Here is a 17728-nt window from a genome sequence, read left to right as displayed (position 1 = left end):
ATCCCTAAGCCTTTCTGATCATCTCGGACGCCAAGGAGATCCTCCAACGCGGCTTCAAGTCCCTGCGGCCAACGACATAATTTGGGTGAGTCTCCAAAGATAAGAGCAGTTGGCTATTTTCAGACAACAAAAAAGAGCGGAGCAAGATGGATCTCCTCCGCCCTTAGCAGACTTTTATTCAGACGTACGCAACTACTTGGACAGCACCGGTGTCTGGGACTTTCCCCAGAGGCGGTTCCACCAGCCCTTGACGCCGCGCTTGCTCTGCTCCATCTGCATCTTCTGACGCCACTTCATGATCATCTCTGTCGAACGATCGACGGAGCGGCGCACACCATCGACAGAGGCCTTCACATCATCGAGGCGACGTTCCAGCGTCTGGGCGCTGCTTTGCTGAGCGCTGACCATCTGGCCCACCGTCTCGCTCACTTCTACCATCAGCTTCTTCACCTCGCCCATGGTGGACTGGTTGTCCACAGACAACTTGTGCACGAAGGCCTGGCGCATCTCCGCGTCAGACTGGCTGGCCGCCACCTCCTGGAGCGTGGATCGCATCTCGTCAAAGACGGTATCCACATTGTGCTGCCAGGCATCCAAGCCGGAGCGGAACTCGTCCAGTCCTTGATTCATCCCCTGGCGGATGCGCTCCATCGATGTCCGCAGTTCACCGTTCACACTCTGCTGCAGGTTGATCACCCGGCCCTCGACCTTGCTCAAGTGCTGATGAAAGCCCTTCTTCAGGCCCAAGACATCGGACTGTACCTCCACAATCTGCTGAAGCATCTGTTCCAGCCGATTTTCCAGAAGCCCTTCGGCGCGTTGTTCCTCCCGGGGGAGATCGCGCAACAACCGGATCAGTTCCTGCGTGGATTCCTGAAACTCCCTCCAATCGACAGGTAGGGCCTGCGCCCCTGCCGCCTTGTCCTGTGGCATGCCGTCTACGAAGGACCTCCTCTCGGGGTCAGGGTATGCCCCTTCTCCCGTGATCGCCCCCTCCGGCTTGACCACCGAAGCGGCAACCGCTCCCGCCGTCATCGACGGCGCCGGCACGGCTGCCGCAGCCGCTTTGCCCACCGGGGCCGACTGTTCTCCTTCCAACCCGAGAAGGCTGGACTGGACCCCGCGACGCCGCGCAAATTCCCGCAAAGCTTCCAGCGGGATCAGGTACTTGAACCCTCCCGGGACTTTCTGCTGCCTCGCGGCCAGATCGCCGCGATGGATCGCATCCCGCAGGGTGTACCGTTGCAATCCCGTCACTTTGGCGGCTTGAACAACCGTCAACTCATCGGGCAGATTCATGCTTCCTGTTCCCCTCCTTCTCAACCACCTATTCGACAGAGCTTTTCCATATCCTTCCAATCTTTTCTGTCCCTATCAAAAAAATTCCTCTCCCGGCAACGTTTTTTAAACGGCTCGTCAACCGGTCCCGTTCCCTAACGAGCCGCCTCATAGGCCGTGATGATCTTGCGGAGCACCTCTTCAATATTCCCATAAAAGGCGCGATTGTACAAAGCCTGAACCTTCAATTAGACAACAGGCGATCGCCTATGCTATACTGAAAAAAGTCAAATCGGTCCCCTTCTTTTGATTTTTATGGTAATTGATCATTCTTTCCGCGCATACACATATTTGGTAAAGCAATGAGAAAGGAGGATTGTATCGCTTGGTACTTGCACTCCCCCCCTCGCCGGCGCAACTGGTCCAGGCGCTGTTCAGCGGCCTCTTATTAGGCGTCACACTAGCTTTGCCGCTCGGTCCCATCGCCGTCGAAGTGTTGCGCAATTCTATGCGCTATGGCTTTTGGATGGGCTTGGCCGTCGGGACAGGGGCGATCATCGCCGACGGTTTCTACCTCCTGATCGTCCAATTCGGGCTGGTTCCCTTATTGCAACAACCGATCATCCGCACTGTCTTTGGACTGGCCAGCACGATCATCCTGCTGATCCTCGGTTACTCCCTGTTCCGGCCCGGCAAACAGGTGGCCCGCGCCGCTTCCGGTTCTGTCGACACCGTGTCGGAAGCAACACCTTCCCACAGCAGCAGCCCCATTCCCTTAAGAGCGCTCTTCTCCGGCGCCTCCGGCAGCTGTTCTAAAAAGCAAGCCCTTCTAAACGGCATGATCCTCACCGGCTTAAACCCCTTCACCCTCACCCTCTGGATCGGCGTAGGCACGACCGCCGTCGCCAGTTGGAATTCCACTTCGCCCTTTCTCGGCCTTATATTCATCTTTGGTATTCTCTTCGGGCAGGAAATCTGGTTTGCAGCGATCTCCAAGCTGGCTCGGACCCGCTTTTTCCAATGGCAGATGCACTTCCTTCCGAAAATCCAGAAAGCCTTCGGCCTCCTGATGATCGGCCTGGCCTTAGCCACCTTATATTGGACCTTGACCGGCTGATGATGGCAAGAGAAAACCCCCTGTCGCGGCAATAGGCCGGACAGGGGGCTCTTTTTGCCTCTTACTTGCCCAGTTGGCGCTTCAGCGCCGCCAGTTCGTCATCGACAGCCGATCCCTCGTCCAAGGACGCCAGTTCATCATCCAAGCTGGCGGAAGGACCGCGGGACAGTTCCTTGCTCGCCTCAGCCTTGGCTTCCAAAGATGCCACCTTTTCCTCCATGCGATCGAAGCCGTGCCGCGCCGACCGGTTGTCAAATCCACCCAGCAGGTCGTGGACCTGCTTGGTCGCCTTGGCGGCGTTGGCGCGGGCGACAAGGGTATCCCGGCGTGCTTTCAGCTTATCGAACTCGTTGCGCATATCGGCCAGCTGCCGCTTCAGTTTCTCCGAGGTAGCCGAGTGGGTCTCAAATTGGGCCTTGTACTCATTCATGCGGGTTTCATGGTTTTTCTTGTCTTCCAGCGCCCGACGGGCCAGGTCGTCGCGACCGGCGTTGATCGCTTTGACAGCGTCTTCCTGCCGCTTCTGCACCATCGCCTCCGCTTCCCGGTACTGGGCTTCAAACTTCTTGGTCACGGCGATCTGCTTGGCGATCGCATCGGAAGCATCTCGAATGTCCTCTTCCATGTCCCGGAGATACTGGTCGAGCATCTTCACCGGATCTTCCGCTTTGTCGAGAAGGGCATTGATATTGGACAACGTGAGGTCTTTCAGCCGTTTGAATAAACTCATTCAAGGGAACCTCCCTATATGATGTTGCAATCGTGAATCTGGCAGCATCCCCTGCTGGCTCGGGGCGCCTTAACCGGCGACGATCGATACCTCAAAGGCGTCGATCCAGCGTCCGTCATAATGGAAAAAGCGACCTTCCTGCCACTCGATCCGGTAGATCTGGCGCTCATCCGTCTCGAACTGCCAGTACATGACCAAACCGGTGCGGACCGGCGTCAGGCCGAGGGCGTCCACAATCCCCTCTCCATGATAATCGAGGAAGAAATGCTTCCCATCAAGGATATATTCGGTCTTCACCTCATTCACGTTGTCTGTGCGACCGGCGAAGGGGGTGATGACCACCGCCTTGTCCGGCACAGAGCGTTCCAGCAGCAACCCCTGCCGCTGACGTCCCGACTTCAGCCAGTACATCACCCCACCGGGCAGACTGTGATAGGTCACCTTTCCCTCGATCACCCAATCCTCCAGATCGAGAGAGACGATATCGTTTACATCGAGGTCGAAGAGCGTGCGCTCTCGCAGGACCGGCTTTCCGGCGTTGGTCTCCGATTCAAAGATCCGACGCATGCGATCAAAAAGGCTCACGGCCTCACCTCCGCTACCATCTTCTCATAAAAGAAGACGTCTGAAAACACTCTATGAGAAGGCTGTCCCAACTTGTTCCCCCTGCTTGCGCCGATTATACTAGAAACGCCGCCATGTTACAGGAAAGGATGGGTTACCATGCGAAAAATGTGGAAAACGGGTGTGGCCGCCGTGGCGATGATGGCGCTCTTTACAACCGCCGGATGCTCCAACGAACCAGAACAGAAAAAGGCGCAAGAACCGCCCCAACAGACCCGCCCGGCCAAACCCGACAGCCCCAAGCCGTCCACGGCTGAACGGAACAACAAGTACCAAGCGCCGCCGGCCATGCAGATCGATCCGAAAAAGCAGTACACGGCGACTATACAGACCAATCGGGGCACCTTCGAGATCGCATTGCTGGCCGCTGATGCGCCGAAGACGGTCAACAACTTCGTCTTTCTGGCCCGCGAAGGCTACTACGACGGCATCCGCTTTCACCGGATCATCAAAGACTTCATGATCCAAACGGGCGATCCTCTGGGGAACGGAACCGGCGGGCCCGGATACAAATTCGCCGACGAACTGCCGCCCAAACTCTCCTACGGACCGGGCGTTGTCGCCATGGCCAACGCCGGCCCGAATACGAACGGCAGCCAGTTCTTCATCTGCAACGGAGAAAAAGCGAAAAACCTCAACCAGATGCCCAATTACACCGTCTTCGGCCGGGTCATCGAGGGCATGGAAACGGTGCTCAAGATCTCCGACACGCCGGTGACAGCTGGCTTTGGCGGCGAGAGGAGCGCGCCCACTGAAGAGATCATCATGGAAAAGGTTATCATCGAAGAGAAGTGACCGTCGGGCCGCAAGGGATGACAAACATGGTTTTTCACATAAAAGGGAGAGCTCACCGCATCTGCGGTGGACTCTCCCTTTTTTCGGCAGGGCGCTCGCTTTCCGATGGGCCTGTCTTACAGCAAGGCCCGCTCTTTGCTCTCCCATATCGCCGATCCGATGGGATAAAGAAGCCCATGGAAAAAAGACCTGACTAGGGACATCCCACCCTCTTCGCCGGCATATATGGTGAACAAAGGGGGACTGCCGAATGAAATCGCCCGAACATGGCAAATCATGTGATTCCGCATGCCATCCGGCATTCCGGGAACTCATCGCCGCATTTGCCTCAGAAGAGGAAAGCCTAGCGCGCCTGCTCGAAGCCGAAGCGGCCCGGGCGCAGGCTGCCGCCAAAGACACCCATGTTGGACTCGACCAGTTCATTGAACTGAACCAGAGCATTCACGAGATCCTCTCGGCACTCCTCAAAAGGGAGGTGCTTATGCAGTTGAAGCTTGATCTCTTCCTTCGCTGGAGCGCAAATAGGGACAGCCCGGAGGAACGAACACCCCTTCCCCCGACGTCACAGCCAACGGTCCCCTACGCCCCGGGCCACGTGGTTTCTACAGTTCCCTCGAAAAACAAACCGTCCGATGCCGCTTTCCCCGATCCTTCGTCTTCTGGCGCCTCGCTTTCTGATGCCTCCTTTTCCTATGCCGCATTTCCTTCCGGCCAATTTCCGCCCTCTCTCTTCGCGCAAAGGGTTGATTCTTCCCCACCGATCATTGTGCGCTTTTTCGTCGGAAATTATCGTTCATGGTTGCTGACCAACCGCCTCATGAAGGCGACTGCCTTTTCTCCTCTATTAAGAATCCACCCCAGGCTGTGCTCAACGCTCGAGACAGGGAAACGGCCATTCGTCTGCTGCAGCTCAACCGGCTCCCCTGCCCGGACGTGGTGGAACCGACGCCGGAGACGCTGTTTCCGATCCTGGGGCGCACCTACGGTCATCATCAGGGGGAAGATATCCGGGTTGTCGAGGATTATGCCTCCACCCGGGAACAGCCAAGTGATTATTATGTCCAGTTGCTGAACATCAGCGAAGAATACAGAATTTGCATCATCGGTCTGGAAGCGGTGGCGGCCTTCAAGGCGGCGCCGAAACGCATCCAGAACCTGGAGTATCCGATCCGCACAGCCGCTTTCGGCTGGTCTTATGCGCCGATGACCGCTTCGGAAGAGATGGTCACCCTGGCGGTTCGTTCCATCTACGCCCTGGGGCTGCGCTGGGGGCAGGTCGATCTGGCGCTGAACAAGGAAAACCGGCTCGTGGTGCTCGATGTCAACGCCGGGGAAAGACTCCAGGAGGACTGGATCACCCGCTACCCCGCAGCCGTACAGCGCCTCGCCTTTGATTTCCAACAAGCGCCGCTGCCGGACGACTTCACCTTGGGCTGTGACGTGGAATTCATGCTCCGGCAGACGCAGACCATGCGCATGCTTCCTGCATCCTTCTTTTGGCCCATGGAGGGGCCCATCGGCTGTGACAACCGGAGCCTGGAAAACGCCAACAAGATCTTCCCTCTGGCGGAGATCCGCCCCGACCCCTCGAATGACCCCGACGCCATCATCGCGTCGCTAGAACGGATCATGCAGGTCGGCACCCAGGCCTGCCCCTACCGGAATGTACAGTGGCTGGCCGGGAGCATGCCTTTTGCCGGCTACCAGGTGGGCGGACATATCCACTTTGGCATCTTGCCCACCCTGGAGATGATCCGGGTCCTTGACAACTACCTGAGTCTCCCCCTCCTCTTTGTGGAACATCCCCACCGTGGACGGAGGCGGCACCGAACGAGACACGGTCAGTTGGGCGCCTTCCGCGTCGCCCCCCATGGTTTTCAATACCTGACGACGCCCAGTTGGATCGTCAATCCCGCTACCGCTCGGGCCGTGCTCCATTGGGTCAAGATCATCATCAAAAACTACCGGCTCTGTCTCTCCCGTCCCCTCACCTCACCTGCTCTGCAAGAGGCTTTCTACAAGGCAAAGACGGATCTGCTTTATGACGAGGTGAAAGGGATCCTCGACGAGATCGCCCGCTTTGATGATTTCACCGACCGCCGAAACATCATCCTCCCGCTGTTTGAACAGATCCTCACCCGCCAAACCTGGGACGACAATTCGGACCTGCGCGCCGCCTGGCAGATCGCCATTCCGGACAACTTTTACGCCACACCGGCGCTGGCTTTTCTGAGCGCTCCCCTCCGCTCCCAGCTGGGTGTCGGCAGGGGAGAACTGCTGTCGGTTCGCGCCGGCGCCGCAGTGGCCGAGGCACAGGTAGAGCCGGCGGTTGATCCGGAGAGCATGTATGTGCAGATCTCCCCGGAAACGGCGGAACTGCTGCAGCTGCCCGCGCTGGAAAATCAAAACTTCAGTTTTTTAAGGGACGGCGTTCGGTCAGTCCGGCTCGGCCCCTTCCTCGGCATCCTTGGCCCCCGCACCCAACACGGCGAATTGTTTTTTGGCAGACAGACGAAGATCTACCGGCGGATCATCCGCTTGGCCCGAAACAAAGGGATCTGCGCCTATGTGTTTAACGTGGACAGCATCGTCCCCGGAAAACGCTCTGTCCGCGGCTACGTATCCACCGGCAGTGAGAATGCGCAGTGGATACCCCATGATTTTCCCATGCCGGACGTGATATACGACCGCATGTTCGCCGACGAATACGCCGAAGTGCACCGCGCCAACGCGATGCGCGAACGTTTGCAGTACCACTATAAAATCCCCTTCATCAACCCGCCGTCGCTGTTCAAGATCTCTGGAGATAAATTGGTCACCCACAAGGTGCTGCAACGTTCTCCTGAGATCGCGCCTTTTCTTCCGGAGACGCAGCCCTTGCTCGACGCCAGCCAGGTCCTGGAGATGCTCTTCCGCCATGGCGTCGTCTTCATCAAGCCGGCTGCCGGCTTCAGGGGAAAAGACGTCATTAAACTGCAATTCGAACCCGACAACCGGATCTGCGCACGGGGGCGACAACTGGACGAACGAACGACCTGGGAAGAGACCTTCAACCCCAGCGAGAAAGAACTGGCCGCCTTTATTAAAGAGATCCCGCGCAGCAACAAGGCCATCGTCCAGCAGGGCATCCCGGCTCTGCTTTACAAAGACCGGCCCGTAGAGACGCGCTTTTACTATGTCAAAAACAGCAAAGGCCTCTGGCTGCGGTCCGGCTTGGTCGCCCGGGTCGCCCCCGACAACCTCTTCCCGATGAACGGCAACGTGGAATGGGACCTCCTGGCCAGCCGCATCCTGAAAGCGTCCATGGGCGTCCAACGGCGGGAGGCCTACAAGGAGCGCGCCGACGCCCTCTGCCGGAAGGTGCTCGCCCTTCTGGAGAGCGAGGTGGGCCCCTTCGGAGAACTGGCCATCGACATCATCCCCACCCGGAACGATGCGCCCATTATCGTAGAGATCAACGCCAAGCCGGACAATTTGTTGCATATGATAGGGGCTTTCCGCCGGCGGAATCTTTGCATAATGCGGCTGTTGGGGTATGCCAAACGGTTGGCGGGATTTGGGGAGGAGTAGGGCGAGGCAGAAAAAAGCATCCGCTTCAACCCGGACCTAAGATGGGTTGTGCGGATGCTTTTCCTATCGCTGCGGCCTTCTTTTACGTTTTTATCGCGCGCTAATAAACTCCTGCACCCATGCGCCTTGGTAGTACCCGACGCCGATGGTGTCATAGTTGGGGCTCAGGATATTGGCGCGGTGACCGGAGCTGTTCATCCAGTCGTTCATCACCTGCTGAGCCGAGGTCTGCCCTTTGGCGATGTTCTCGCCGGCATAGCCGTATTGGATGCCGTACTTGTCCATCATGGCAAAGGGGGAACCGTAGGTCGGCGAGGTGTGGCTGAAGTAGTTCTTCTGAATCATGTCGACCGCCTTGTCATAGGCCATCCGGTTCAGGGTGGCGTGGTCAGCGCGAAGCGGCTTGAGACCGGCTTTCGCCCGTTCAGCATTCACCAGTTGGACAACCTGTTCCGCCATGGTCAAGGCAGGCGCCGGTTGAGGCGCCGGCTGGGGCGCCGGTTGAGGCGCCGGCGCTTGGCTGGTTTGGGGAATTTTCAGGACTTGACCGACATAGAGCTGGTTGGCGTCCACACCGGGGTTGGCCTGGATGAGGCTGTTCAAGGAGATGCCCAACTTATTGGCGATCTTCCACATGGTGTCGCCAGAAACGACACGGTACTCACCGGCAGCGGCAACAGGGATCTGCAGCGTCTGACCGGGGTAGATGGTGCCGGAGGTCAGGTTGTTGGCTTTCATCAGGTCAGTCACCGTGACGCCCTGGCTGTTGGCGATGCGCCAGAGGGAGTCGCCGGCCTTGACCGTGTAGGTGTTGGTGTCGCCGGTCTGCCCATAAATCCGTCCCTCAGTGCCGCCGGGGGACGTCGTCAGGGTCGGGGTGGGCGCAGGGGTCGGGGCGGGCGCAGGGGTCGGGGCGGGCGCAGGGGTCGGGGCGGGCGCAGGGGTCGGGGCGGGCGCAGGGGTCGGGGCGGGCGCAGGGGTCGGGGCGGGCGCAGGGGTCGGGGCGGGAGTAGGAGTCGGAGTCGGCGTCGTGGTGGTGTTCGGCATCACGACAGGCTTCTGGGGAGGCAGCACATAGGAGGCAGGGATGACCGGCGGCTTGGCCGTATGGCCGGTGATGGTCTGGCCGGGGGTCCAGGAGCCGGCAGGCAGAACCCGCTGGGCAGAGAAGAAGTTGCTGCCGTACCAGTAACGGAAGTCATTTACGGTGCCGAGGGCCGTAGGCCGCTTGTCCATGGTGTTGATGATCAGCGGTTGGCCGTTGACCATGCCCATGAAGATGGCGACGTGGCTGATATACTTGTTGCCATTGGCGTCAGTGGCGTAGAAGGTGAAAAGGTCGCCGGGAAGGAGGTTTTCCGTCCCTTTGATCGTCCAGTAGCTACCCTCTTTGGCGGCGTAGACGCCTTGAACCTTCGTGCCGACGGAATGGTACTCACGAGAAGTCGTGGTGATGTTGAAGCCGAAATCGCTGTAGACCAGCGAGGTGAAGTTCGAACAGTCAACGATGCCGTAGTCCTTGTACCCCTTATAGAGGTGGCCATAGACTGTGTAACCATGATCCATGTACCAGACGGCCCGTTCGATCAGTTGGTCAGCCAAGCTGCCCTTGATGCTCTGGTATGCTTGACGGTACTGGTTGACCCGGGGAACGTCCGTGTTGGTATAGGTGCTCAGGTACTGGTTGTAGTTGGCAATCGCCTGTTCAGTAGTAAACTTCTGATAGAAGGCGGCCGCCGGGGAGATGGTTCCGGTGAAGAAAATCACGCCGGCCAGCAGGCTGGCGGCAATAGATGCGATCTTCCTTTTCATGTTGCGTCACTCCTTTCGCCGAAAAAATAAAGTCGCTATCGGGATAACGACTTGAAAAGAAAGACGAGTTGGAGTATAACGCACAATATAAAATGATGCAACCCACTTTTATAACTTACATAGAATTGCCGGGTATTTCTACATTTTTGTAACGCAACCTACCGAAGCATAGCCTATTTTTACCAGCAACGCCTCCTGCCCTCTACACAGGGATATCCAGAGAAGGGGTTGCGCAAGACTAAGGCAACCCACAACACATCATGAGGAAAGGGTGACTAGCACGATGGGTCGACTTTCACCAGTCGCCGTTTTCTTTCTCAACTACGTCGCCTTCACCGCTTTCAGCTGGATTTTTCCGATGGACCGTAAATGGCTCGCTTCGCTGGAGAAGCCCTCCTGGTCCCCGCCGGGGATGGTCGTCGGCATGGCCTGGATGGTCATCTTCGCCCTCATCTCCCTCGCCGTGGCGCTTCTCTGGGATAAGGTGGGCCTGCGCCGCATCGGCCTCTCCTGGAAGGCTGTCTTTCTCGCCAGCTGGTTTTTCAACCAGCTCTTCTACATTGGTCAGTCCTTCAGCCGGAACCTCTTCTATTCCTTCCTCGACACGGCGGCCATCGCTGTTACGGCAACCCTGCTGGTCATTGTATCCTGGCCGTACTCCCGCGCGGCGGCGCTGCTTTTCGCGCCCTACGCGCTCTGGTCCACCTTTGCCACAGCCCTCGCCTGGACGATTTACCGCCTGAACCGGTGACAGGAAAAAAGGGGATGAATAAGGCCTTTCATAAAAAAGAACCCCGACTCTTGAGTACAAAAAGAGCCGGGGGTCTGCTTTACCTTTGCGGCAAAGCAACTTAAAGTTGTGCCCACGTCTATGTTACCACAATGTACATTTTTGCACAATCAGTAGTAAAGGAAGACTGCCAAGAATGGTGAGGCTTTTCTCCGATTTTTTTATAAAAGAACAACCCCAGGGAAGCGCCCCTGAGGTCGTTGCCGCTTACGTATGGTGCCGGTGGCCGGACTCGAACCGGCACGGTCTTGCGACCGAGGGATTTTAAGTCCCTTGCGTCTACCAATTCCGCCACACCGGCAGGTCGATAGCCTATGTCTGGAGACGGCACCCGGGACTCGAACCGGGGAATAAAGGCTTTGCAGACCTTTGCCTTACCACTCGACGATGCCGTCATAGACGACTTAGATTTTACCAGCTTCAAGAGCCTTTCGTCAAGAGAGACTAAAGTAGAGGAGGTGATTTGCTTGGTCGACTTCTCCACCGACGCGGGTGATATCGTCTACCCCGACGATATCCGCCGATTGGACCGTTATGTGAACCAGCTCCGCGACGGCGATGAACTGGTGATCTCCGTCGACGCCAATGACGCCCATCAGACCGATTCCATCCTGACCTTCCTTCGTAAAAAGGGGATGAAATTTCACACCGAAGGCTCCCATGACGGAAAAGAGTATTACATCGTCGCCAGACGCAAGGTTCACTGATCCCCTAGCCGCCAACTGAGCAAGCTGGCTGAGAAGGCGTTCCCGGGAATAGAAAGGCCACCCTGCACCGGGGTGGCCTTCTTTGCGCAATCTGGAGCGGGAAACGAGATTCGAACTCGCGACCCTCGCCTTGGCAAGGCGATGCTCTACCGCTGAGCTATTCCCGCAGATGGTGCCTCGGGGCGGAATCGAACCACCGACACGAGGATTTTCAGTCCTCTGCTCTACCGACTGAGCTACCGAGGCAAGATGGCGGAGCAGACGGGATTCGAACCCGCGTTCTCCAGCGTGACAGGCTGGCATGTTAGGCCTCTACACCACTGCTCCGTGCCGACAAGGAAGATTCTATCGTAAATCTCCCTTGTCGTCAATACTTTTTCGTCTGGAATTTTGTCCTACTCTTTAATCAGGTCCTGCACAAACTTGGGCAGGCAAAAGGCGGCTTTGTGCAGCGCCGGTGTGTAGTAGCGCGTCTCCATTTCGGGGATGGCGCTCACATCGACGGCCTCCGGGTCATACTGCTTAGAGCCCATGGTGAAGCTCCACAGGCCGGAAGGATAGGTCGGGATGGAGGCCAGGTACAGCTTGGTGACGGGGAAGATGGAACGGATGTCCTTGAAAACGCGGCTGATCAGGTCGGCGTTGACGAAGGGAGACTCTGTCTGGGCGACCATGATGCCATCGGGCTTGAGGGCGCGATAAACGGCCTGGTAGAACTCGGCGGCGAACAGTCCTTCAGCGGGACCGACCGGTTCGGTGGAGTCGACCATGATCACGTCGTACTCGTTCTCGTTCTCCCGGATATGTTTCACGCCGTCAGCGACGAGCACCTCAACCTTCGGATGACCGAAGAGAGCCGAGGCGATCTCGGGCAGATACTCTTTCGATGTCTCGATGACGCGGCTGTCGATCTCACAGAGCACGGCTTTTTCCACCTTGGCGTGTTTGACACACTCGCGGATAGCGCCGCCATCGCCGCCGCCGATGATCATCACTTTTTTCGGATTGGGATGGGTGTTCAAGGCCACATGGCTGATCATCTCATGATAGACGAATTCGTCCTTGATGGTCGTCATGACCATGTTGTCGAGGACCAGCATGCGCCCCCACTGGACCGTGTCGATCAGGGCCAATTCCTGAAAGGGCGTCGTCTCCGTGTGGAGGGTCCGGGTGATCTTGCTGCTGTAGCGAAGGTTGGGCGTCTGCTCTTCTGTATACCAAAAACCGGAGGACATGTGGTCATTGCCCCTTTCCAATCGATTCGCATTACCTTTGAGAAATGTTCTCCTGCGCAAAAGAAAGAAATCACCTGCCACATGCAGGCAGGTGAGGAAGCGGACAGATTAGTACCAGAGGGGAGCGGCAGCGAAGGCGCAGCCGATCGTCTCCACTGTGTGGTCAACAGCTTGGACCTTGATCTCCTTCAGTTCCATGCCCCGCACCTCAAAGGCTTCCTGGACCATGCGGGTGATGCGGGCTTCCGCCTCTTCTTTGGTGAACTTGCCCGTCAGTTCCATGATGACGCCAAAGCTGTCCGGCGATACGCCGACAGCGATGGCCGCCGCGATGGTCTCGCCGGGGATGTCGGATACGATGGAGCCGTACGCGGTCGGCACAAGCGCGCCGTAAGGGATCTTCATGTCGGGCGCATACTCGCACTCGGGAGGCAGGATACTGCTGACCCGAACCAGGTTGACATTGCCGATCCCGGCTTTTAACAAGGCGTTATCGAAGGCCGTCAGTTTGCTTTTCCCTTCCGCAGCAGCCGCTGTAATGAAAAACTTCTTCGGCACGGGCAGCATAAGCATACCTCCAATGATTCGTTTTTAATGTGGTCGCAAACCCCGTTTATTATACCAGACGGGCAGAAAAAATAAACAATAATTTTGCATCAAAATTGAAAGCAAGGGAAGCGCGCGCCTCCCTTGCCCAGGAACGGTTTTGATGCCTAAATTTTACCTTGCCGGCAGGCTATTTGATCACCTCGTTGTAGGAGAGGCCGCGCGTATGCAGGGTGTGGCTCCATTCCCGCTTGTTGCGATGCCAGAAACCGAGGAAGACGATGGGCACCCAGCTGTAGACAAAGACGGGGTAGAGGAGGACCCACTTCCAGGCGCGCCGGTCGACCTTGTCCAACATGAGCGCGACAAGGGGCAAGGCGAACTGAATGTAGGAAAGGAACATCCAGACCTGCTGGTGGATGGTCGAACTGAACAGCTGGGTGAAGCTGAGGCTGATCGGTTCGATGACGCTGAGGATCATGAACAGGCAGACCAGCACGACCAGCGCCGGCTGAAAGAGATGCAATGCGCCGTCGAGCATGGAGAAATTGCCTGTCGTAAGACCGCGCCAGAACAGTTTGGGGAAATAGCGGAAGAAGATATCGACGTGACCCTGAGCCCAGCGTTTGCGCTGCCGCCAGGACTGCATAAAGGTCAGCGGCTTCTCGTCGTAGATGACGGCCTCATGGCTCCAGGAGGTCTTGATGCCGTTCAGCAACGCCTTCATGGAGAACTCCATATCCTCAACCAGCGAGGTAGCACCCCAGCCGTATTCACGGAGCAGGTTGGTCGAGATGCACATCCCCGTGCCGCCGAGCAGGTTGGAAAGACCCAGGTTGTACCGAGCCAGCTGGAGCAACCGGTTCGTATGCCAGAAGGCGATGGAGAAGGTAGCCGTCACCCAGGTATCAAAGGGGTTTTTCGAGTCGATATAACACTGGACGATCTGATGGCCCTCCACCATTTTTCTGTTCATTTCCATCAGAAAATTAGGCTTGACCAGGTTGTCGGCATCGAAGATGCAGATGGCGTCAAAGGAGCGCTCCATGCGGAAGATCTTCTCAAACATCCACTCCAGGGCGTAGCCCTTGCCCCGCTGCTGGCGGTTGAAGCGCTCATAGACCTGGGCGCCGGCGTCCCGTGCGATGGCCGCCGTCCGGTCGGTGCAATTGTCGGCGACGATAAAAACCTCGTAGAGTTCTTTGGGGTAGTCGAGGTTCTTCAAGTTCTCCACCAGGGGACCGATGACGAATTCCTCATTGTGGGCGGCCACGACGAGGGCAAAGGTCTTCTCCGGCGGCGCCGGCGGTCCTTCCTTCTTCCTCCAGAAGCCGAAGACGGACAAGGTCATGTAGTAGACGGTGCAAAAAACGATCAGCAGCTGTAACGGAACCATAATAAAGTCGTACTTCTGGGCAAACAGAGTCTCCCATAACATCAAAGGGCAACTCTCTCCTTTCTCTGCCCTCACAGAGGGAAGAGGGTCTCTTGCTACAGATTGTGGAAAAACCATCGACCATCCAAAGGCAATTGTACCGAAAACTAGACCTAACCGTCAATGATCGTTATGTAGAGGCGATAAAACCGTTCCGACAGCATCCCTCCCCCGTCCCGGCAAATGCCCTTTTCCGACTTAGGGGCTTACCTGCGCCCTTTCTGGCTTTCGACCGTAGACAGACGCCTTCGGGCAGATATAGAAGGCCCCCTTGGAGTCCAGGGAAGCGAAGAAAACCTGTTCGACGGCAGCGAAGCCATGTTTTTGCAGCTCTGTCATCAACCACTTTTCATCCAAATGAATGGAGCGCAGGTTGCGGTAGTCCACCTTCCCGTCGAGGATCAGCGGTGTAGGCAAGCCCTCGTAGGACGTGGGAATCTGCAGGTCCTCGGCGGTGACGGGACGTCTCTGTGATTTGGGGAGAACGCTGAGCTTCCCCGATGTTTCCAAGATGGCAAACTCTACATCGTTGATGTTAAACACGTCTTTTTCCCGCAGTTGGGCGAGCAGATCATTCAGGTTGTAACGGGTCCGCCGCATCTCCCCCTCCAAGAGGCGCCCATTCTCGATGATCACCGTCGGCGACCCGTTCAGCCAGTCGCGGGTGACGGGCGATTTCATGGAAAGATAGGAAAAACCAACTTCGGCAAGCACCAGCACACCGATTGGAATCAGTCCGTGATGAAGCGGTATGGAAGGGTCTTCCATCGGAATGGCGGCCAATTCAGCGATCATGATGGCGACCACCAGATCGACAGGCGACAGCTTCCCGATCTCCCGCTTGCCCATGATCCGCATGATAACCAACACGGAAAAATAAATGATGAGGGCTCTTGCGATGATGACCCACACTTCTTGCAGTTCCATAGGCGCACCCCCGTCCATTCAAACCCCTACTATTATGACCTTGTAGGATGCGAATATGAACGGCGAAGCGCGCCAACACAGGCAACGATTGCCCCTTTCAGGTAACCCTCGCCAGAAAGGCGAAAACGCCCTAATCGTAGAGCTGATGATACATCGCGTAATCGTGAAGGACGCCCTTCACATAGGCTCGCGTCTCCGGGAAGGGGATCGATTCCAGGGTCTGTTCTTTGCCTGTCCACTTTTGTTCCCGAAGCCACTGGCGCACGTTCCCCCTGCCGCCGTTGTAGGCGGCAATGGTCAAGGGAATGTTTCCATAAAACTCCTGCTTAAGATTAGCCAAGTACCAGCAGCCCATGCGGATGTTCGTTTCTGGATCATGCAGCATCTCCGGCGAATAACCGCGCAGCGGGATCTGTCCGGCGATCCACTCGGCCGTCTGGGGCATCAGCTGCATCAGACCCCTGGCACCCCGCTCGCTCTCGGCCCAGGGCAGAAATTTGCTCTCCCGGCGGATGATCGCCGTCACCAGATAGGGATCCACCTGGTATTCGGAAGCGTATTTCATGATCAGGGTCTTATGGGGAACAGGATAGAAAATTTTCTGCACCCAAGGGCTGTACCAGAGGAGGTTGCCTACGACGGCCAGGAAGAGGACGGCAAGAGCCAAGCGGGGGATGGACAGCACCCTGATCGGTTCAGTCCGCTTCACGAGCGGCCTCCTTCCACAGCCCTTCAACCTGTGTCAACATGTCCGGCAGGGGTTGGCCCGCGTCGATGATCCGGTCGGCCCGCTTGATTTTTTGATCGAGGGGCATCTGGGCGGACATGCGCGCCCTTGCCGCGGCCTCATCGAGGTTGTCCCGCTCCATGACGCGGCGGACCTGGGTCGCCTCATCGACGACAACCACCCAGATCTCGTCGGCCATCGTCTCCATGCCGGCCTCAAACAACAGGGGCACATCGAGGACGGCCACCTTTGCCCCTTGCCGAGCCAGTTGTGCCAGTTCTTGTTGAAACCGCTCGATCACCCGGGGATGAACGATCCTGTTTAAGCGCGCGCGCGCTGCCGGGTCGGCAAAGACGATTCGCCCCAGGGCGGCCCGGTCAAGGGCGCCGTCAGGACGGAAAACAGCGGGACCGAAGGCGTTCTGAATATCCCGCCAGGCCGGTTCTCCCGGCTCGACAACCGCACGGGCCACCACGTCGGCATCGATGACAGCGGCACCGAACCTGCGCAGACAGGCAGCCACCGTCGTCTTCCCGGTGGCAATACCCCCGGTCAAACCGATCACTTTCACGAGACTGCCTCCCTTTCCATGTTTATGCATTGGGCCTATGGTTTAGACGGAAAAGCCTCTCCTTCTCTCCCGGTTTTTTCCCTTCGGCCGAGACACAACGTTGTCAAGAAAGGATCTTGGCAAAACCGAGCCCCATCAGCACCAATCCCGCGCCATAGGCAAGCCAGGTTCCACCGGCCCAGCGAGCCTGCATCCGGCCGAAGTAGAGGCCGGAACAGACGAAGACAAGTTGGGTCAGGGCGACCACCGGCGGCGCATAGAGCGGCAGCGCGCCCACCATGGAAGCACCAAAACCGGCGGCGATGGCATCCATGTTCAGTGCCAAGCCCAGGAGCAGGGCCTCCTGCGGTCCCAATTCGCCCGATTGATCCAGGTCCGCTTGAGTCGGTTCGCGCAGGATCTGGATGACCAATCCGAAGGGCCGCAGGGTGATGGACAGCACCTCTTCCGCTTTCACCTCCAGCCTTTCACCGGCTGCCATTTCGATTGCCGGCGCCGTGGCGGCGGCCTCCGCTCCCGCTCCCAGGATTTCTTGTGAACGATCGTCTCTGGCGACATTGAACAGTTGAAACAGGCCTAACAGGATCAGGATGCCGCCGCCCAGCCTGCCGGCCCACTCGCCGGGGATCAGCACCGTCAACCCCCGACCGGCGAGAAGGGCGAGCGCCATGGCCAGGGCGGAACAGAGGCAAATCACGAACAAGGAGCCTAAGGGAACGCGGATGCGCTTGATCCCGTAAGCGACACCGGCCCCGAATCCGTCCAAACTCAAGGCGATCGCCAACCCCAACAATGACCATGCTGCCAAGATGGGTCCCTCCCAGGTTGCACTTTTCCCGATATACTATGCGGTCCCGGGAAAAG

Annotated in this window: 16 protein-coding genes, 5 tRNA genes and 1 pseudogene; 6 read left to right on the top strand and 16 right to left on the bottom strand. The window is 57.6% G+C overall.

Annotation, left to right across the window (positions count from 1 at the left end):
- Positions 1-192: 192 nt before the first annotated feature.
- Positions 193-1299: a helix-turn-helix domain-containing protein gene (locus HM1_RS07975; RefSeq protein ID WP_012282841.1), complete on the bottom strand. Its 1107-nt coding sequence runs from the start codon at positions 1297-1299 to the stop codon at positions 193-195.
- A 364-nt stretch (positions 1300-1663) separates the two neighbouring features.
- Here HM1_RS07975 and HM1_RS07970 point away from each other — a divergent pair, with 364 nt between their 5' ends.
- Entirely contained in the window at positions 1664-2395 is a 732-nt protein-coding gene (locus HM1_RS07970) for a LysE family translocator (protein WP_012282840.1), read from the top strand.
- 61 nt (positions 2396-2456) lie between these two features.
- Here HM1_RS07970 and HM1_RS07965 read toward each other — a convergent pair whose 3' ends face one another.
- Together HM1_RS07965 and HM1_RS07960 are read right to left on the bottom strand one after the other, a co-directional pair.
- Entirely contained in the window at positions 2457-3125 is a 669-nt protein-coding gene (locus HM1_RS07965) for a PspA/IM30 family protein (RefSeq protein ID WP_012282839.1), read from the bottom strand.
- Between the two features lie 69 nt (positions 3126-3194).
- Entirely contained in the window at positions 3195-3710 is a 516-nt protein-coding gene (locus HM1_RS07960) for a DUF4178 domain-containing protein (protein WP_012282838.1), read from the bottom strand.
- A gap of 138 nt (positions 3711-3848) precedes the next feature.
- Between HM1_RS07960 and HM1_RS07955 the strand changes: the two genes are divergently transcribed.
- The 3 genes and pseudogenes from HM1_RS07955 to HM1_RS07950 all read left to right on the top strand — a co-directional run bounded on the left by HM1_RS07955 (position 3849) and on the right by HM1_RS07950 (position 8114).
- On the top strand, positions 3849-4544 hold the full coding sequence (locus HM1_RS07955; RefSeq protein WP_012282837.1) for a peptidylprolyl isomerase: 696 nt from the start codon (positions 3849-3851) through the stop codon (positions 4542-4544).
- Between the two features lie 250 nt (positions 4545-4794).
- Positions 4795-4992: pseudogene (locus HM1_RS16585) on the top strand (alpha-helical endospore appendage domain-containing protein); the annotation flags it as partial.
- A 347-nt stretch (positions 4993-5339) separates the two neighbouring features.
- Positions 5340-8114 (top strand): putative amidoligase domain-containing protein, encoded by a 2775-nt coding sequence (locus HM1_RS07950; RefSeq protein ID WP_012282836.1) that lies wholly within the window; start codon positions 5340-5342, stop codon positions 8112-8114.
- 90 nt (positions 8115-8204) lie between these two features.
- On the opposite strand, the gene HM1_RS15945 is transcribed toward HM1_RS07950, so the two are convergent.
- Positions 8205-9926, bottom strand: coding sequence for a LysM peptidoglycan-binding domain-containing protein (locus tag HM1_RS15945; protein ID WP_012282835.1), 1722 nt, complete (start codon positions 9924-9926; stop codon positions 8205-8207).
- A gap of 271 nt (positions 9927-10197) precedes the next feature.
- Here HM1_RS15945 and HM1_RS07935 point away from each other — a divergent pair, with 271 nt between their 5' ends.
- Positions 10198-10677, top strand: coding sequence for a TspO/MBR family protein (locus tag HM1_RS07935; protein ID WP_148207110.1), 480 nt, complete (start codon positions 10198-10200; stop codon positions 10675-10677).
- Between the two features lie 253 nt (positions 10678-10930).
- Here HM1_RS07935 and HM1_RS07930 read toward each other — a convergent pair.
- Positions 10931-11017, bottom strand: a tRNA-Leu gene (locus HM1_RS07930).
- Positions 11018-11035: 18 nt separating this feature from the next.
- Positions 11036-11111: transfer RNA gene (locus tag HM1_RS07925), tRNA-Cys, on the bottom strand.
- 72 nt (positions 11112-11183) lie between these two features.
- On the opposite strand from HM1_RS07925, the gene HM1_RS07920 reads away from it, so the two are divergent.
- On the top strand, positions 11184-11423 hold the full coding sequence (locus HM1_RS07920; RefSeq protein WP_012282833.1) for a hypothetical protein: 240 nt from the start codon (positions 11184-11186) through the stop codon (positions 11421-11423).
- 92 nt (positions 11424-11515) lie between these two features.
- Here HM1_RS07920 and HM1_RS07915 read toward each other — a convergent pair.
- The 10 genes from HM1_RS07915 to HM1_RS07870 form a co-directional block, all read right to left on the bottom strand.
- Positions 11516-11590: transfer RNA gene (locus HM1_RS07915), tRNA-Gly, on the bottom strand.
- A 3-nt stretch (positions 11591-11593) separates the two neighbouring features.
- A tRNA-Phe gene (locus tag HM1_RS07910) sits at positions 11594-11669 on the bottom strand.
- A gap of 4 nt (positions 11670-11673) precedes the next feature.
- Positions 11674-11750, bottom strand: a tRNA-Asp gene (locus HM1_RS07905).
- A 68-nt stretch (positions 11751-11818) separates the two neighbouring features.
- Positions 11819-12658, bottom strand: a complete 840-nt coding sequence (gene speE / locus HM1_RS07900) for a polyamine aminopropyltransferase (RefSeq protein ID WP_012282832.1) — start codon at positions 12656-12658, stop codon at positions 11819-11821.
- 108 nt (positions 12659-12766) lie between these two features.
- Positions 12767-13225: a pyruvoyl-dependent arginine decarboxylase gene (locus tag HM1_RS07895; RefSeq protein WP_041313580.1), complete on the bottom strand. Its 459-nt coding sequence runs from the start codon at positions 13223-13225 to the stop codon at positions 12767-12769.
- 169 nt (positions 13226-13394) lie between these two features.
- Positions 13395-14642 carry a glycosyltransferase family 2 protein gene (locus tag HM1_RS07890; RefSeq protein WP_041315098.1) on the bottom strand — a complete coding sequence of 416 codons (1248 nt, stop codon included), beginning with the start codon at positions 14640-14642 and terminating at the stop codon, positions 13395-13397.
- A gap of 195 nt (positions 14643-14837) precedes the next feature.
- Positions 14838-15566 (bottom strand): DUF421 domain-containing protein, encoded by a 729-nt coding sequence (locus HM1_RS07885; RefSeq protein WP_012282828.1) that lies wholly within the window; start codon positions 15564-15566, stop codon positions 14838-14840.
- Positions 15567-15696: 130 nt separating this feature from the next.
- Positions 15697-16275, bottom strand: a complete 579-nt coding sequence (locus HM1_RS07880; protein WP_012282827.1) for a lytic transglycosylase domain-containing protein — start codon at positions 16273-16275, stop codon at positions 15697-15699.
- Positions 16262-16864 (bottom strand): dephospho-CoA kinase, encoded by a 603-nt coding sequence (gene coaE, locus HM1_RS07875; RefSeq protein WP_012282826.1) that lies wholly within the window; start codon positions 16862-16864, stop codon positions 16262-16264. Before coaE ends, HM1_RS07880 begins: the two co-directional genes overlap by 14 nt.
- A 103-nt stretch (positions 16865-16967) precedes the next feature.
- Positions 16968-17672 (bottom strand): manganese efflux pump, encoded by a 705-nt coding sequence (locus HM1_RS07870; protein ID WP_012282825.1) that lies wholly within the window; start codon positions 17670-17672, stop codon positions 16968-16970.
- Positions 17673-17728: the final 56 nt, after the last annotated feature.

Source organism: Heliomicrobium modesticaldum Ice1 (assembly GCF_000019165.1).
Classification (GTDB): domain Bacteria; phylum Bacillota; class Desulfitobacteriia; order Heliobacteriales; family Heliobacteriaceae; genus Heliomicrobium; species Heliomicrobium modesticaldum.
This window is presented reverse-complemented; position numbering and strand designations above follow the sequence as displayed.

Coding starts and splice junctions, on each gene's coding strand:
- HM1_RS07975 (WP_012282841.1), bottom strand. CDS start 1,299: ATGAATCTGCCCGATGAGTTGACGGTTGTTCAAGCCGCCAAAGTGACG.
- HM1_RS07965 (WP_012282839.1), bottom strand. CDS start 3,125: ATGAGTTTATTCAAACGGCTGAAAGACCTCACGTTGTCCAATATCAAT.
- HM1_RS07955 (WP_012282837.1), top strand. CDS start 3,849: ATGCGAAAAATGTGGAAAACGGGTGTGGCCGCCGTGGCGATGATGGCG.
- HM1_RS07950 (WP_012282836.1), top strand. CDS start 5,340: ATGGTTGCTGACCAACCGCCTCATGAAGGCGACTGCCTTTTCTCCTCT.
- HM1_RS15945 (WP_012282835.1), bottom strand. CDS start 9,926: ATGAAAAGGAAGATCGCATCTATTGCCGCCAGCCTGCTGGCCGGCGTG.
- speE (WP_012282832.1), bottom strand. CDS start 12,658: ATGTCCTCCGGTTTTTGGTATACAGAAGAGCAGACGCCCAACCTTCGC.
- HM1_RS07895 (WP_041313580.1), bottom strand. CDS start 13,225: ATGCTGCCCGTGCCGAAGAAGTTTTTCATTACAGCGGCTGCTGCGGAA.
- HM1_RS07890 (WP_041315098.1), bottom strand. CDS start 14,642: ATGTTATGGGAGACTCTGTTTGCCCAGAAGTACGACTTTATTATGGTT.
- HM1_RS07885 (WP_012282828.1), bottom strand. CDS start 15,566: ATGGAACTGCAAGAAGTGTGGGTCATCATCGCAAGAGCCCTCATCATT.